Origin of the sequence: Sphingobacterium sp. B29, from assembly GCF_001952815.1 — a bacterium.
Taxonomy (GTDB): Bacteria; Bacteroidota; Bacteroidia; order Sphingobacteriales; family Sphingobacteriaceae; genus Sphingobacterium; species Sphingobacterium siyangense.
In genome coordinates this window covers 1,048,628-1,064,969 of sequence record NZ_CP019158.1, presented here as the reverse complement: position 1 = coordinate 1,064,969, position 16,342 = coordinate 1,048,628, and the positions used below count along the sequence as shown (strand labels likewise).

Here is a 16,342-nt window from a genome sequence, read left to right as displayed (position 1 = left end):
ATGTTGTTACTTGGGGGTGCAACCATCTTTACTGCACATGCCCAAACCAACTTTGACATTATACCCAAACCTTCGAAAATCACATTGGCTACGGGAACATACGCTATCCCTACACATCTTCAGGTTATTGTTTCAGATGAATTTCAGGAGGCGACACAACTGCTTACTGAACACCCAGCTATCAAAAGCCTAGCTGTCGAAGTACTCAAGAAAAATAAAAAAGGCCCAAAAGAAGGCTTTCGCATTATTAAAGCAGTCGATGCAGATAACCTTAGCAAGAACGCCTATTCCATCCAAATCGATGAAAAAGGCCTGCTACTCAGAGCCTGGAATGTACCCCAGGTTATCAATGGGATTTACACACTGGTTCAATTGGGCTATCTACAAGCTGATCCAAGTAAAATAGCCTATGCGACTATAGTCGATGAGCCACGATTTGCCTACCGTGGCTTACACCTGGATGTATCGCGCCATTTTATGCCACTATCTTTTGTCAAAAAGTATATCGACATCATGGCCATCTACAAATTCAACAATTTTCATTGGCATTTAACCGACGGAGCGGGATGGCGATTGGAGATTAAGAAATATCCGGAGTTAACACAAAAGGCGGCCTGGCGTACACATACGGGCTGGAAAGATTGGTGGAACAATGGTCGTCAGTATGTAGAAAAAGGTAAGCCAAATGCCAGCGGTGGATTCTATACCCAGGAAGAAGCACGCGAATTGGTCGACTATGCAGCCCGTAAAGGAATCAATGTAATTCCTGAGATAGAAATGCCCGGACATTCGGAAGAAGTATTGGCCGTATATCCCGAACTCTCTTGCTCCGGAAAGCCCTATAGTCAGGGAGAATTCTGTATCGGCAATGAAAAAACCTTTGAATTTCTAAAAAATGTTTTGGATGAAGTACTCACGATATTCCCTTCCCAGTACATTCATATCGGCGGTGATGAAGCTGAGAAGAAGCATTGGGAAACCTGCCCAAAAGATCAGGCGCTCATGCAAAAAGAAGGATTAAAATCTGTTGACGAACTGCAGAGTTATGCTATCAAACAAATGGATCTATACCTGCAATCCAAGGGTAGAAAGCTGATCGGTTGGGACGAAATCCTTCAAGGGGGGCTCACAGAAGGAGCTACCGTCATGAGCTGGCGCGGTGAAGACGGCGGCATAAAGGCCGCAAATGCAGGCCATGATGTCATCATGACTCCAGGTTCACACCTCTATTTTGATTCTTATCAGACAGACCCACGGACACAGCCTGAGGCCATCGGGGGTTACCTGACATTAGATAAAGTTTATTCGTATGATCCTATTCCAGCTGCGATACAAGGGGACAAAGCCAAGCATATCCTCGGAGCACAAGCGAATATATGGACAGAATATGTACCTACCACCGAACACCTCGAATATATGGTGTTCCCACGTGCACTGGCTTTGGCGGAAGTCAATTGGACAAATAAAGATGGGAAAAGCTGGACAGACTTTCAGCGAAGACTACAATCACATTATAAGCTACTACAAGATCTAAACGTCAATTATTATCGTCCTTCCTTTAATGTCGCTTATACAGCAACATACAATGCTGCTAAAAACAACAATAAAATTACGCTGACAACGGAGCAACTAAAAACAGATCAGATCCGATATACCATTGATAGCAGTGAGCCTACAATCTTGTCTACACCATATACTGGACCATTTGAACTCAGCTCAACAGGTCATATCAATGCCGCTTATTTTCTAGATTCTATCAAAATCGGTCCAACCCTATCCTTTGATATTGACATTCATCGTGCTATTGGAAAAAAAGTAACGTACAACACAGCATGGTCGGGATATCCAGCACAAAAAGATTCTACCTTAACAAACGGAATCATGGGCGGTCTTTCCTATCACGATGGTCAATGGCAAGGATTCACCAGTCCGATTGATGTTGTCGTGGATATGGAACGCAGGGAGGAAATACACCAAGTAGCCATGAATTTTATGCAGATGATCGGCCCCGGCGTTTATATGCCAGGAGAAATGGAAGTCCTGCTTTCGGATAATGGCCGTACCTTCAGATCTGTAGGAACAATCAAAAATGATATATCCGATAAAGAATCCAAATTAACATTTAAACGTTTCGAGCTGAAACTAGATAAAGCGCAGCAGGCACGCTACATAAAAATCAAGGCCAGCAATCCGAAAAAAGGATATTTATTTACAGACGAAATTATTGTTTATTAACCGAATAATAGACAATTCACGATAATAGTTGGAGAACCTACTCCTTACGTTTTCCAACTATTATTACTGCTTTCAAGACTACTTTTCCAACAAAGGTCATTTTATTTTGAAATATTATTAAAATAAATACTTCATTTTCAAAATTTAAAATGTAACTTTGCACTCCGACAAAGCAGTCGGAATGACCCTTCCCCATGAGCTATTTTTGATTGTCTTTGCTCAGATTTACAATAGGAAATTTAATTTTTTGAACTAGATATAATGCCAAGAAACACTTCCATTAAGTCGGTTTTAATCATCGGATCAGGTCCCATCGTTATCGGTCAAGCTTGTGAATTTGATTATTCTGGATCTCAAGCATCCCTTTCATTGAAAGAAGAAGGTATTGAAGTATCCATCATCAACTCAAATCCTGCAACAATCATGACGGACAAAGTTGTTGCAGACAATGTCTACTTACTTCCATTAACTTGCGAAAGTATTGAAGAAATATTGCAAAAACACAATATTGACGCTGTACTTCCTACCATGGGTGGTCAGACAGCTTTGAACTTATGTATCGAAGCTTCCAACCTAGGTCTTTGGGAAAAATACAATGTAAAAGTTATCGGTGTTGATGTTGCTGCCATTGAAAAAACTGAAAACCGTGAAGAATTCCGTCAATTAATGGTTGATATTGGTGTGGGCGTTGCAACATCCAAAATTGCAAACTCATTCCTTGAAGGTAAAGAAGCGGCACAAGAAATTGGCTATCCGCTTGTTATACGTCCATCTTATACTCTTGCAGGTACAGGAGGTGGATTTGTACACAGAAAAGAAGATTTTGATGCAGCCTTAAATAGAGGCTTACACGCATCACCAACACACGAGGTTTTAGTCGAACAAGCTGTATTGGGTTGGAAAGAATTCGAACTAGAATTGCTTCGCGATACCAACGACAATGTCATTATCATCTGTACAATTGAAAACTTTGATCCAATGGGTATCCACACTGGAGACTCGATCACAGTAGCTCCAGGTATGACATTATCGGACAAATGTTACCAAGATATGCGTAATCAGGCTATCCTGATGATGCGTTCAATTGGTACATTTGCAGGTGGTTGTAACGTTCAGTTCTCTGTAAACCCAGAAAACGAAGAAATTATTGCCATCGAAATCAATCCACGTGTATCACGCTCTTCGGCTTTAGCATCGAAAGCAACGGGTTATCCAATTGCGAAGATTGCAGCTAAATTGGCGATTGGTTACAACTTGGATGAATTGCAAAATCAGATCACAAAGACAACATCTGCATATTTTGAACCAACATTAGACTATGTGATCGTTAAGATCCCTCGTTTCAACTTCGATAAATTCAAAGGAGCAAACAAGGAATTAGGTCTACAGATGAAAGCAGTAGGTGAAGTAATGGCAATCGGCCGTACATTTATCGAAGCTTTACAGAAAGCATGTCAATCATTGGAGACTGGCCGCGCTGGTTTAGGTGCCGATGGTCGTCAATGGAGAAACCTTGACGAGATCATGGATAGTTTGGAACATCCAAGTGGTGACCGTTTATTCCATATCAAAGATGCTTTCGAATTAGGTGTTCCTTTAGAATCTATCCGTAAGGCAACACGTATCGACAAATGGTTCTTAGTACAGATCCAAGAGTTGGTACACCTTGAGCAAGAATTACGTCGTTATCAATTGAATAATATTCCACGCGATTTCTTCATGACCTTAAAACAAAAAGGTTATTCAGATGTACAAATCGCATGGTTACTAGGAAATGTAACAGAGGATCAAGTTTACGATCGTCGTAAGGAGCTAGGTATTAACCGTGTTTACAAAATGGTCGATACTTGTGCTGCAGAATTCCCTGCACAAACACCATACTACTATTCGACATTCGAAGAAGAAAATGAATCGATCTCTTCAGATAGAAAGAAAATCATCGTTTTAGGTTCAGGTCCTAACCGTATCGGTCAGGGTATCGAGTTCGATTACTCCTGTGTACACGGTTTATTGGCAGCTAAAGAATCTGGTTACGAAGCGATTATGGTTAACTGTAACCCAGAGACTGTATCGACAGACTTCAATATGGCTGACAAATTATACTTCGAGCCCGTATTCTGGGAGCATGTACGTGAGATCATCGAATTAGAAAAACCAGAAGGTGTTATCGTTCAGTTGGGTGGACAAACGGCTCTTAAAATGGCTGAGCGTCTAGAGCAACTTGGCGTAAAAATCATCGGTACTTCATTTGAGAATATGGACTTGGCAGAAGACCGTGGCCGTTTCTCCGATCTACTGAAAGAATTGGAAATTCCATATCCAAGATACGGTGTGGCAACTTCAGCAGAAGAAGCATTACAAGTTGCAAACGAAGTTGGATATCCAGTATTGGTTCGTCCTTCTTACGTATTGGGTGGACAAGGCATGAGCATTGTTATCAACGATGAAGATCTAGAAAAAGCTGTTGTCAACTTGTTGAAAAACCTTCCTGGAAACCATATCCTGATCGACCACTTCCTGGATCGTGCAGAAGAAGCTGAATCAGATTCAATCTGTGATGGTGAAGATGTACACATCATTGGTATGATGGAACATATTGAACCTGCCGGTATCCACTCAGGAGACTCTTCAGCTGTATTGCCTCCATTTGGCCTATCACAAGCTGTTCAGGATAAAATGGAAGAATACTCCATTAAATTAGCAAAAGCATTGAACGTAAGAGGTCTATTAAACATTCAGTTTGCTGTAAAAGGTGAAAATGTATATGTTATCGAGGCTAATCCACGTGCATCACGTACGGTTCCTTTCATCGCTAAAGCTTATGATGTTCCTTACATCAATATTGCAACTAAAGTCATGTTGGGTGTTAATAAATTGAAAGACTTTACGATCGAACGTAAACTGAAAGGATACGCGATTAAAGAACCTGTATTCTCTTTCAATAAATTCCCTGAAGTAGATAAGCAATTAGGCCCTGAGATGAAATCAACTGGTGAAGCAATTCGCTTTATCAAAGATCTTCAAGATCCTTATTTCAGAGAATTGTACAATCAAAAATCAATGTTTTTGAATGCACAATAAGACATATCAATAAAATAGAAAAGGCTTGCAAATGCAAGCCTTTTCTATTTTATATCTTTTACACAGCGGAACCCAACATTATTTGTAGGACTGTTGACCTCCCCTTTTCCTCTGCTTCCGGCTTTATACCTTTCGCAATATTGATCATTGCAAAGAAATGATCCTCCCCGCTGAACGCGTTTTTCAAGATTTGGTTCCTGCGGATCATAAGAATCTTGTGGTCCTTTGGGGTTAGCAGTTGTACTATGCTGATAATAATCGGGTCTATAAAAATCAGCACACCATTCCCACACATTCCCTTCCATATCGTACAGTCCCAATGCATTTGCCTGAAATGATTTTACAGGCGCAGTCCCCTCAAAGCCATCCTCCTTTGAATCTTGTACAGGAAATTTTCCCTGGTAAATATTGGCGGTCCATTTACCATTAGGCTTCAAGTCCTTGCCCCAATAATACAAGTCATCGTTTGCATCGTTACGTCCTCTAGCCGCATATTCCCATTCCGCTTCTGTAGGTAATCGTTTTCCTGCCCATTTCGCGTAAGCTGCAGCATCTTCATAGGCAACCTGAACAACCGGATGATTCATTTTATCCTTTATCGAGCTATTCGGTCCCTCGGGATGTTGCCAGTTTGCACCAGGGACATACTCCCACCACATCAGATAATTGTTTAATGAATTGAGTTCTTTAGGTTTGGAAAATACAGCCGATCCCGGAACTAACATCTTGGGGTCTACCCCTGGAAAATCTTTCGGATCCAGCTCCCGCTCAGCAACAGTTACATAACCTGTCTCCTTTACAAACTGCGCAAACTGTGCATTTGTGACCTCATGTTCGTCCATATAAAATGAATTCAGTTGCACCTGATGTAAAGGCTTACTATCTTCAAAATTCGAACTTCCCATCAGAAATTTGCCCCCTTCGACTAATATCATCTTGTCCGTAGTCTTACTTTTTAACTGCGCAATTTGGGATTTTATCAGACCTGCGCGCGTAGGTATATTTTCCCCAACACAACAGGAAAGTGTATCCTTGGTGGAAAAAAACGATAAACAGGTAATTAGAGTCAGATTGAATAACATAATTAAAGATAAACATAAAAGGGGAACAATAAAAAGTTCCCCTTCAATAAGTCATTTTATATAAGAGGGCTATACGCCCAGTTGTATATTTTCTTTTTTCGCTGATCTAGCACGAATAGGCGTATTTCCACCGCCTTTTAACGTGATTTCTACCGGCGTATTATTTTTCCATGCACCCTTTGTGAAATCCGGTACATCAACTGTTTTACAGTTCTTTTCTACAGATTCAAAACTCAATGGCACGATACAGCTCCATGAAGCAGCATCATAGACATCCTGGTCCAAAGGTAATCCGTTGCGCAAACAGTCTATCAGACGCCAGTCCATCATAAAATCCATCCCACCGTGTCCACCAACCTGTTTTGCCTGCTCACCAATATATTTTACCAATTCTGGTGTGTATTTATCGTACAGTTCTTTTAATTTCTGTTCTGTAATGAATTCATGGCCAAAAGCAATATTCTCCGTAGGGTACTTTTGCGCAAATCCTTTCGTACCGCTCAGTGTATGCAGCCTAGAGTAAGGTCTAGGAGAAGTAACATCATGCTGCAGCATAATCGTTTTTCCTTTTGCGGTGCGAATAAGCGTTGTATTCATATTACCACGGTATTTCTTTCCGACAAATTCCTGAAAAAAAGAATCCTTGGCCGCTAGCTCTTTTGCTTTTTCTCCCATCATAAAATCATTGGAAGACATTGCCACAAGATGATCCATCTTATCCCCTCTATTGATATTTAAGCATTGTGCCACAGGCCCAAGACCATGAGTAGGATATAGATTTCCATTTAATTTTATATTTTCTCTCAGGCGCCACATGTTATCATAGCCATTCTTTGCAAAATTAAGATCCAGCAAATCGTGAATATAAGCACCCTCGGCATGAACGAGTTCGCCAAACAAGCCTTGGCGCACCATATTCAATGTCAGCATTTCGAAGAAATCATAACAGCAATTTTCCAGCATCATACAATGCTTTTTAGTCGCTTCAGATGTCTTCACGACCTCCCAACAATCTTTGATCGTCAAAGCGATCGGCACTTCACAAGCCACATGATTACCCGCTTTCATCGCGGCAATACTCATCGGAGTATGATAATCCCAAGGCGTACAAATATAGACCAGATCGAGTTTCTCTTCTTTCAACAGGGATTTCCAACCATCTTCACCTGAATACGCTTTCGGAGCTGTTAGACCTTTCGATGTAACGATTTTTGTTGCGCGCTCAACCCGATCCGGATGTTTGTCGCAAAGTGCGACAATTTCGCATCCCTCAATAAAGGACAACCGTTCAACAGCACCAGGACCGCGCATGCCCAGTCCAATCACTGCTACTCTGACTTTATCAATTTTTGGAGCTGCATAGCCACACATATTAAACGACTCTGCTGCCGTATTGGCATTGACCAAAGTAGGAAGTGAAACAGCCAGTGATGACAATATTCCGGCCTTTTTTAGAAAATCTCTTCTAGAATCCATAATTTAAAGTTCATATAAATTTAAAGGGACCAATTGGTCCCTCTAAAAAATCACCTATTTTAAAACAAACTAAACAGTCAATAGAAAAATCCTTTTGGATTGGATTTATATTTGGTTCTCATGTAAGAACTTAATCTCTATAACAATAATATAACACTTTTTTCTAAATAAAAAATGAAACTTGAAAGCAATCGTTTGCTTAATCTACACAAACGATTGCTTAATTTTTTATCTTCGTTGTTTTTCAATCGATATTCACTAGCCACAAAGTTTTCAATAATGAAATCCTTGATGGGGATAACAGTCATCACAGCCGTTTACTCTAGCAGGGAATATCGAGCTGCATTTGCTATCGTTATACAATTGGAACTACACAGAGGTATAGCTGCAGGTATAATGTTATATTACGTTCCTGATTGTGATGTGTACATAAGAAGATCAACTTATGTGGTTAATGACATTTTCCCATAAAGCTTAATAATAGTGGAAAATAGCTTTATAGCATGTAATTCTGATAGCTATATCTGCGACCACTACCTGTATACTTCCGGACAGTCGGATAGCATATACAACTCGTTATGACAAGTAGCTACTGCAAGGTTAATTGATATGCAGCTATAGGATACTGCTGAAAAGCAATAGCGTTTGACAAGGCTAGTAAAGGATAGTTGCGGAACAGCTTCCGATGGAGCAGGCTCACCGACGGTCCTGTGCTGCGATAACCGATAGGCGGAGGATATGCAATAGCCTGTACATGGAAATACGGAAGTACTTAAACGAAAGAAGCCCTTGACTGTTTCCAGCAAGGGCTTCCGTGTAAAAAAAGGCACCGACCTACTCTCCCACCTGTTACGGCAATACCATCGGCTCTGGCGGGCTTGACTGCTCTGTTCGGAATGGGAAGAGGTAGACACCGCCGATATAGGCACCTAAAAATCTTTATTGGATGATCTATGATATTCTTATCATGTGATTCATGCCAACTGACATAGCTATTGAAAGAGGTTCGTTTCCTGTTTGTTTCTTAAAAATTAAAGAGGAAGACAACAGTGTCTGTCTGCTTGAGAAAGCTTCGGGCTATTAGTACCACTTGGCTTTGGTCTCTCAACCTTTACACCTATGGCCTATCAACGTAGTCATCTTCTACGACCCTATAAGGAAGTCTCATCTCGTGGCTAGTTTCGCACTTAGATGCTTTCAGCGCTTATCTATTCCAGACGTAGCTACCCTGCCGTACACCTGGCGGCATAACAGGTTCACCAGAGGTCTGTCCAACCCGGTCCTCTCGTACTAAGGTCAGATCCACTCAAACTTCCAACGCCCACAACAGATAGGGACCGAACTGTCTCGCGACGTTCTGAACCCAGCTCGCGTGCCACTTTAATGGGCGAACAGCCCAACCCTTGGGACCTTCTCCAGCCCCAGGATGTGACGAGCCGACATCGAGGTGCCAAACCTCCCCGTCGATATGAGCTCTTGGGGGAGATCAGCCTGTTATCCCCAGCGTACCTTTTATCCTTTGAGCGATGGCCCTTCCATACAGAACCACCGGATCACTATGTCCGTCTTTCGACCCTGTTCGACTTGTCGGTCTCACAGTCAAGCAAGCTTATGCCATTGCACTCCACGTACGGTTACCAAGCGTACTGAGCTTACCTTTGAAAGCCTCCGTTACCTTTTTGGAGGCGACCACCCCAGTCAAACTACCCACCAAACAATGTCCTCGGCATTGCCGAGTTAGAAACCGAATACAGAAAGGGCGGTATTTCAAGGTTGATTCCATGACTCCTGGCGAAGCCACTTCAACATCTCCCGCCTATCCTACACATCCTGTACCCAATCTCAATGTTAAGCTATAGTGAAGGTGCATGGGGTCTTTCCGTCCCGTTGCGGGTAATCGGCGTCTTCACCGATACCACAATTTCACCGAGCTCATGGCTGAGACAGCGCCCAGATCGTTACACCATTCGTGCAGGTCGGAACTTACCCGACAAGGAATTTCGCTACCTTAGGACCGTTATAGTTACGGCCGCCGTTTACTGGGGCTTCGATTCAATGCTTCTCTTGCGATGACATCCCCTCTTAACCTTCCAGCACCGGGCAGGTGTCAGGCCTTATACTTCATCTTGCGATTTTGCAAAGCCATATGTTTTTGTTAAACAGTCGCCTGGGCCTTTTCACTGCGGCTGCTCTTACGAGACAGCGCCCCTTCTCCCGAAGTTACAGGGCCATTTTGCCGAGTTCCTTAGCCATGACTCACTCGAGCACCTTAGGATTCTCTCCTCGACCACCTGTGTCGGTTTGCGGTACGGGTCTTCATAACCTGAAGCTTAGCGGGTTTTCTTGGAAGTCTGTTTACCTGCTCTATCAGCGCCACCGGAGCTTTGCTGTACTATTGGGGTTCAGCAGGGTCGGCGGATTTGCCTACCGTCCCTATACCTACGCCTTTCAACGAACTATTCCGTCAGTTCGCGGCAGTGTCACTACTCCGTCACCACATCGCAGTTATGAAGAGTACTGGAATATTAACCAGTTGTCCATCGGCTTGCCCCCTTCGGGTGCGCCTTAGGTCCCGACTGACCCTGATCCGATTAACGTTGATCAGGAAACCTTGGTCTTTCGGTGGGCGGGTTTCTCACCCGCCTTATCGTTACTTATGCCTACATTTGCTTTTCCATAACCTCCACAGTTCATTGCCAAACTGCTTCCCCGGCGATGGAATGCTCCCCTACCAGATGCACATCTTTCAGTACAAATCCATAGCTTCGGTACCGTTCTTGATGCCCGTTTATTATCCACGCCCGGCCGCTCGACTAGTGAGCTGTTACGCACTCTTTAAATGAATGGCTGCTTCCAAGCCAACATCCTAGCTGTCTGGGCAACCGGACCTCGTTAGTTCAACTTAGAACGAATTTGGGGACCTTAGCTGATGGTCTGGGTTCTTTCCCTCTCGGCCTTGGACCTTAGCACCCAAAGCCTCACTGCCGGCTATATTTGATAGCATTCGGAGTTCGTCTGGATTTGGTAGGATTTGACTCCCCCGCACCCAATCGGTAGCTCTACCTCTATCAAACTCTACGCCGACGCTGTTCCTAAAAACATTTCGGGGAGTACGAGCTATTTCCCAGTTTGATTGGCCTTTCACCCCTACCCTCAGGTCATCCGGAAACTTTTCAACGTTTATCGGTTCGGTCCTCCATTACATGTTACTGCAACTTCAACCTGCCCAAGGGTAGATCACAAGGTTTCGCGTCTACCTCATCTGACTATGCGCCCTATTAAGACTCGCTTTCGCTTCGGCTGCGTCCCTGAAGGACTTAACCTTGCCAGACAAGAGTAACTCGTAGGCTCATTATGCAAAAGGCACGCTGTCACAGGACCTGCCTGCTCCAACCGCTTGTAAGCACACGGTTTCAGGTTCTTTTCACTCCCCTGTTCGGGGTTCTTTTCACCTTTCCCTCACGGTACTGGTTCACTATCGGTCTCTCAGGAGTATTTAGCCTTACCAGATGGTGCTGGTGGATTCCCACAGGATTTCTCCGGTCCCGCGGTACTCAGGATACCACTATGTCAACATTCTTTACCTGTACGGGGCTCTCACCCTTGTCGCGCAGTTTCCCACCTGCTTCCAGTTCATAGCGCTGTACAATCTCGTGGTCCTACAACCCCGACCATGCCGTAACATGATCGGTTTGGGCTCTTTCCCGTTCGCTCGCCACTACTTGGGAAATCATTGTTATTTTCTTCTCCTACGCCTACTTAGATGTTTCAGTTCAGCGCGTTCGCGTTTTATACGACTATTCTTCAAATAGTCAGGTTGCCCCATTCGGAAATCTCTGGATCAAGTCGCATTTGCCAATCCCCAAAGCTTATCGCAGCTTATCACGTCCTTCTTCGCCTCTGAGAGCCTAGGCATCCCCCGTGTGCCCTTATTTACTTTCTTCACCGGCATAGCCTTTTGCTACTATGCGGCTGCTTTTGATATATATACTCATATGCTAGGTTCGGGATCGTTCGGCATTCACCGAGGGTCTCTCCCTTACTTCAAACACATACACGTATTGTCTCTATACTGTTGTCTTCTCTTGTAATTTTTTTTCTCTTTCAATATGTCAAAGAACTCTTTTTCCGGTATATATGAAGTATATCGCTATATACTTCCCCGGTGATGTGGAGAATAACGGATTCGAACCGTTGACCCCCTGCGTGCAAGGCAGGTGCTCTAGCCAGCTGAGCTAATTCCCCAATCGTTTTCGTAGTCCCGAGCAGATTTGAACTGCTGACCCCTACATTATCAGTGTAGTGCTCTAACCAACTGAGCTACGGGACTAGCTTATCTTGTTCATCTCTTTCTCTCGGTCCTGCTCCTTTCGGGGCGGGCACTTTCTTCTGATGTTTTTTCTTCTTGCAATCATATGTAACGTGACGAGCACCGATCTTCGATACTCTAGAAAGGAGGTATTCCAGCCGCACCTTCCGGTACGGCTACCTTGTTACGACTTAGCCCCAATTATCGGTTTTACCCTAACACGCTCCTTTCGGTAACATGCTTTAGGTACCCCCAACTTTCATGGCTTGACGGGCGGTGTGTACAAGGCCCGGGAACGTATTCACCGCGTCATTGCTGATACGCGATTACTAGCGAATCCAACTTCATGGGGTCGAGTTGCAGACCCCAATCCGAACTGTGAATGGCTTTTAGAGATTAGCATCATATTGCTATGTAGCTGCCCGCTGTACCATCCATTGTAGCACGTGTGTAGCCCCGGACGTAAGGGCCATGATGACTTGACGTCGTCCCCACCTTCCTCTCTGTTTGCACAGGCAGTCTGTTTAGAGTCCCCACCATTACATGCTGGCAACTAAACATAGGGGTTGCGCTCGTTGCGGGACTTAACCCAACACCTCACGGCACGAGCTGACGACAGCCATGCAGCACCTAGTTTCGTGTCCCGAAGGACGAGTGCGTCTCTGCACTCTTCACTAACTTTCAAGCCCGGGTAAGGTTCCTCGCGTATCATCGAATTAAACCACATGCTCCTCCGCTTGTGCGGGCCCCCGTCAATTCCTTTGAGTTTCACCCTTGCGGGCGTACTCCCCAGGTGGATAACTTAACGCTTTCGCTGGGACGCTGGCTGTCTATCGCCAACATCGAGTTATCATCGTTTAGGGCGTGGACTACCAGGGTATCTAATCCTGTTCGATCCCCACGCTTTCGTGCATCAGCGTCAATACCAGCTTAGTGAGCTGCCTTCGCAATCGGAGTTCTAAGACATATCTATGCATTTCACCGCTACTTGTCTTATTCCGCCCACTTCAAATGGATTCAAGCCCATCAGTATCAAAGGCACTGCGATGGTTGAGCCACCGTATTTCACCCCTGACTTAATAGGCCGCCTACGCACCCTTTAAACCCAATAAATCCGGATAACGCTCGGATCCTCCGTATTACCGCGGCTGCTGGCACGGAGTTAGCCGATCCTTATTCTTCCAGTACATTCAGCTCTCTACTCGTAAAGAGGTTTATTCCTGGACAAAAGCAGTTTACAACCCATAGGGCAGTCTTCCTGCACGCGGCATGGCTGGTTCAGGCTTCCGCCCATTGACCAATATTCCTTACTGCTGCCTCCCGTAGGAGTCTGGTCCGTGTCTCAGTACCAGTGTGGGGGATTCTCCTCTCAGAGCCCCTAGACATCGTCGCCTTGGTAAGCCGTTACCCTACCAACTAGCTAATGTCACGCGAGCCCATCTCTATCCTATAAATATTTAATAATTCCTCGATGCCGGGAAATTATATTATGCGGTGTTAATCTCTCTTTCGAGAGGCTATCCCCCTGATAGAGGTAGGTTGCTCACGCGTTACGCACCCGTGCGCCACTCTCACCATCTTCGAGCAAGCTCTCCGATGGATCCCGTCCGACTTGCATGTATTAGGCCTGCCGCTAGCGTTCATCCTGAGCCAGGATCAAACTCTCCATTGTAAAATGAAGTTTTTGATTCCAACTATTTATAATAATCAGAATTCTTTTTTTATATCTCTGATCTTGGATCGAATTGAACGAATTACTTGAATTTGTTCATGACTTTCGTTTGTCTACTCGTCACGCTTACATGATTGTGTTTTCTTAAAGAACTTTGTCGCTTCAACTTCCGTATCCGCTATATTCCGATGGGCATTGCGCCCTCTTTATCTTTTTTGTTTTTCCCTTCGTTTCCGTTGGGACTGCAAAGGTAGAAATCTTTTCTGAACTTCCAAAAACTTTTTGAAGTTTTTTTTTCTTTTCCCTTTTTTCGATTTCCGCGTTTAAAATAAACTGAGCGGGATTTTTGATCCTGCCAGGCTTCTCTTAAACCCTTCTTTTTTCAGGGTTCCTTCTTTCAAAGCAACCGTCCCTCCCTTGCGGAGTGGTGCAAAGATAGGGAGTTTTCGGGCAGACTTCCAAGCCTTTTGTTCTTATTTATTTCATTTTGCCCCTAACTACCTGTAACGGTGCGAGATTCTTTTTCATTTTAGCGGCGGAAGCTGCAGAGGGAGGCGAAAAACAGCTGATCCTGCACCCGAAATGGGGACAGGGAAGCACGCGGCTCCGTGAAATGGGCTCCCCCGAGGTTTAACGGAGGGATTTCAGCACCGGCGGCAGGGGCAAACATAAGCAGCCGGGACCGGGGTACAAGGCCAAGCAGATGGACGAGCAGATATTGGTAAGGCAGGAATACCTCCTTTTATAGCTATACTTTCTTACCTGTTTACTTAGGGTTAGTTTAGGGTTTAGTTAGGGTTAGTTTAGGTATAGTATAGGTATAAGCTAATCAAAACCTAACTTAATGCTAAGCTAAGTATAAACAAAAGCTAAACTAAAGAATAAGAAGTTCAGAATTATTTTTATCGAGAGGGTAACTAGGGGTCTGCTCGGAGGTAGGCCTCCGGCTGCCGCGCAGGATCTGGGGGGACCTCCTGTTCCGCTCTCCACAGGCTTCGTGCCATGTTCGGGGAAGATTTGCACTGACTCCGTGTTTTGTCCGTGTTGAGTCCGTGTTCCGTCCGACCCCGACATGGAGACAGAACCCGCTCACGATGGACACACCTTGCTCACAGGGCGAACCTAAGACCTATCTAAACCCTGTCCAGGCTCTTTCAGAGTCAAACATGAGTCGCACCGCAGCCGAAAACAAGTCGAACTGGATCCGACCCCCTGCCCTAGAAATAACAAAGAATAACCAAAAAACAACAAACACTCGGACTAGCATAGGATACATAAGCCTAAAAGCTCCGTTCCGCAACAAAAGTTTACATTACGAAAAAGCGTTCAGCCCCGTAATATCTTGTCCCGTGATTAATAAATGAATATCATGTGTCCCTTCATAGGTAACTACAGACTCTAGGTTCATCATATGCCGCATAATAGGAAAATCACCCACTATCCCCATTCCGCCAAGGATCTGCCTGGATTCACGCGCAATCTGCAGCGCCATATTCACATTGTTCCGCTTTGCCATGGAGATTTGCTGTGGAGTAGCACGTCCCTCATTTTTGAGCTGCCCTAAACGCCACGACAACAACTGCGCCTTGGTAATTTCCGTCAGAAATTCCGCTAGCTTCTTTTGCTGCAATTGAAAACCAGCAATTGGTTTATCAAACTGATGTCGCTCCAAAGCGTATTGAACCGCAGTTTCATAACAGTCTATTGCTGCTCCGATCACTCCCCATGAAATTCCATAGCGGGCCGAATTCAAACAGGAAAGCGGTCCACGCATTGAATTTACAGCAGGAAGCACATTTTCCGCAGGGATATAAACATCATGAAAAACCAATTCACCTGTTTTGGAAGCGCGCAAAGACCATTTATGCAGGGTCTCTGGCGTTTCAAAACCAGCCATTCCACGTTCAACAATTACTCCCCGCACCTTTCCGGCCTCATCTCGTGCCCAAACGACAGCAATATCGCAGACAGGCGAATTTGTAATCCACATTTTGGCTCCATTCAATAAAAAACCATCTCCTTTTGCCGTCAATTTCGTTTCCATTCCCCCCGGATCAGATCCATGATTAGGCTCAGTAAGCCCAAAAGAACCGACCAACTCGCCCGATGCTAACAGCGGCAAATATTTACGACGCTGCTCCTCGCTACCATAGGTATAAATCGGAAACATCACCAAAGAGGATTGCACCGATGCCGCCGAACGAATTGCCGAATCACCGGCTTCCAATTCCTGCATAATCAAGCCATAGGAAATCTGATCCAATCCCGCCCCGCCATATTCAGCAGGAATATAAGGCCCTAAAGCTCCAATTGCTCCCAATTTAGGCATCAATCCCGCAATAGCACGGTGCTCCTGCGCCGCGTCTTCAATGAAAGGCTTAATCTCTGTGTTCACAAAATCACGGACAGACTGCCGTATCAGTTTATGTTCTTCGGACAATAAATCGTCCACCTGGTAATAATCGATATTAATTTGTTTGATCATGA

At 44.5% G+C, this 16,342-nt stretch carries 5 protein-coding genes, 2 tRNA genes and 3 rRNA genes; 2 read left to right on the top strand and 8 right to left on the bottom strand.

The features are described 5' to 3' along the window. Positions 1–2,235 (top strand): beta-N-acetylhexosaminidase, encoded by a 2,235-nt coding sequence (locus BV902_RS04540; RefSeq protein WP_075990946.1) that lies wholly within the window; start codon positions 1–3, stop codon positions 2,233–2,235. Between the two features lie 261 nt (positions 2,236–2,496). Then, on the top strand, positions 2,497–5,316 hold the full coding sequence (gene carB / locus BV902_RS04535) for a carbamoyl-phosphate synthase large subunit (RefSeq protein WP_075990945.1): 2,820 nt from the start codon (positions 2,497–2,499) through the stop codon (positions 5,314–5,316). A gap of 44 nt (positions 5,317–5,360) precedes the next feature. On the opposite strand, the gene BV902_RS04530 is transcribed toward carB, so the two are convergent. From BV902_RS04530 to BV902_RS04495, 8 genes are all read right to left on the bottom strand, one after another. After that, positions 5,361–6,251 (bottom strand): formylglycine-generating enzyme family protein, encoded by an 891-nt coding sequence (locus BV902_RS04530; RefSeq protein ID WP_237241952.1) that lies wholly within the window; start codon positions 6,249–6,251, stop codon positions 5,361–5,363. A gap of 216 nt (positions 6,252–6,467) precedes the next feature. After that, positions 6,468–7,874 carry a Gfo/Idh/MocA family protein gene (locus tag BV902_RS04525; RefSeq protein ID WP_236590176.1) on the bottom strand — a complete coding sequence of 469 codons (1,407 nt, stop codon included), beginning with the start codon at positions 7,872–7,874 and terminating at the stop codon, positions 6,468–6,470. Positions 7,875–8,695: 821 nt separating this feature from the next. Next, positions 8,696–8,807: ribosomal RNA gene (rrf, locus tag BV902_RS04520) — 5S ribosomal RNA — on the bottom strand. A 128-nt stretch (positions 8,808–8,935) separates the two neighbouring features. Continuing rightward, a 23S ribosomal RNA gene (locus BV902_RS04515) occupies positions 8,936–11,817 on the bottom strand. A gap of 228 nt (positions 11,818–12,045) precedes the next feature. Beyond that, positions 12,046–12,119: transfer RNA gene (locus BV902_RS04510), tRNA-Ala, on the bottom strand. 11 nt (positions 12,120–12,130) lie between these two features. Beyond that, positions 12,131–12,204, bottom strand: a tRNA-Ile gene (locus tag BV902_RS04505). Positions 12,205–12,325: 121 nt separating this feature from the next. Then, positions 12,326–13,855: ribosomal RNA gene (locus BV902_RS04500) — 16S ribosomal RNA — on the bottom strand. Together the 16S, 23S and 5S rRNA genes with 2 tRNA genes alongside form the textbook arrangement of a ribosomal RNA operon. Positions 13,856–15,167: 1,312 nt before the next feature. Beyond that, positions 15,168–16,340, bottom strand: a complete 1,173-nt coding sequence (locus BV902_RS04495; protein WP_075990942.1) for an acyl-CoA dehydrogenase family protein — start codon at positions 16,338–16,340, stop codon at positions 15,168–15,170. Between the last annotated feature and the right edge of the window lie 2 nt (positions 16,341–16,342).

Excerpts from the sequence above, each read along its gene's own strand:
- BV902_RS04540 (WP_075990946.1), top strand. The coding sequence starts at position 1 with ATGTTGTTACTTGGGGGTGCAACCATCTTTACTGCACATGCCCAAACC.
- BV902_RS04525 (WP_236590176.1), bottom strand. The coding sequence starts at position 7,874 with ATGGATTCTAGAAGAGATTTTCTAAAAAAGGCCGGAATATTGTCATCA.
- carB (WP_075990945.1), top strand. The coding sequence starts at position 2,497 with ATGCCAAGAAACACTTCCATTAAGTCGGTTTTAATCATCGGATCAGGT.
- BV902_RS04495 (WP_075990942.1), bottom strand. The coding sequence starts at position 16,340 with ATGATCAAACAAATTAATATCGATTATTACCAGGTGGACGATTTATTG.
- BV902_RS04530 (WP_237241952.1), bottom strand. The coding sequence starts at position 6,251 with ATGATATTAGTCGAAGGGGGCAAATTTCTGATGGGAAGTTCGAATTTT.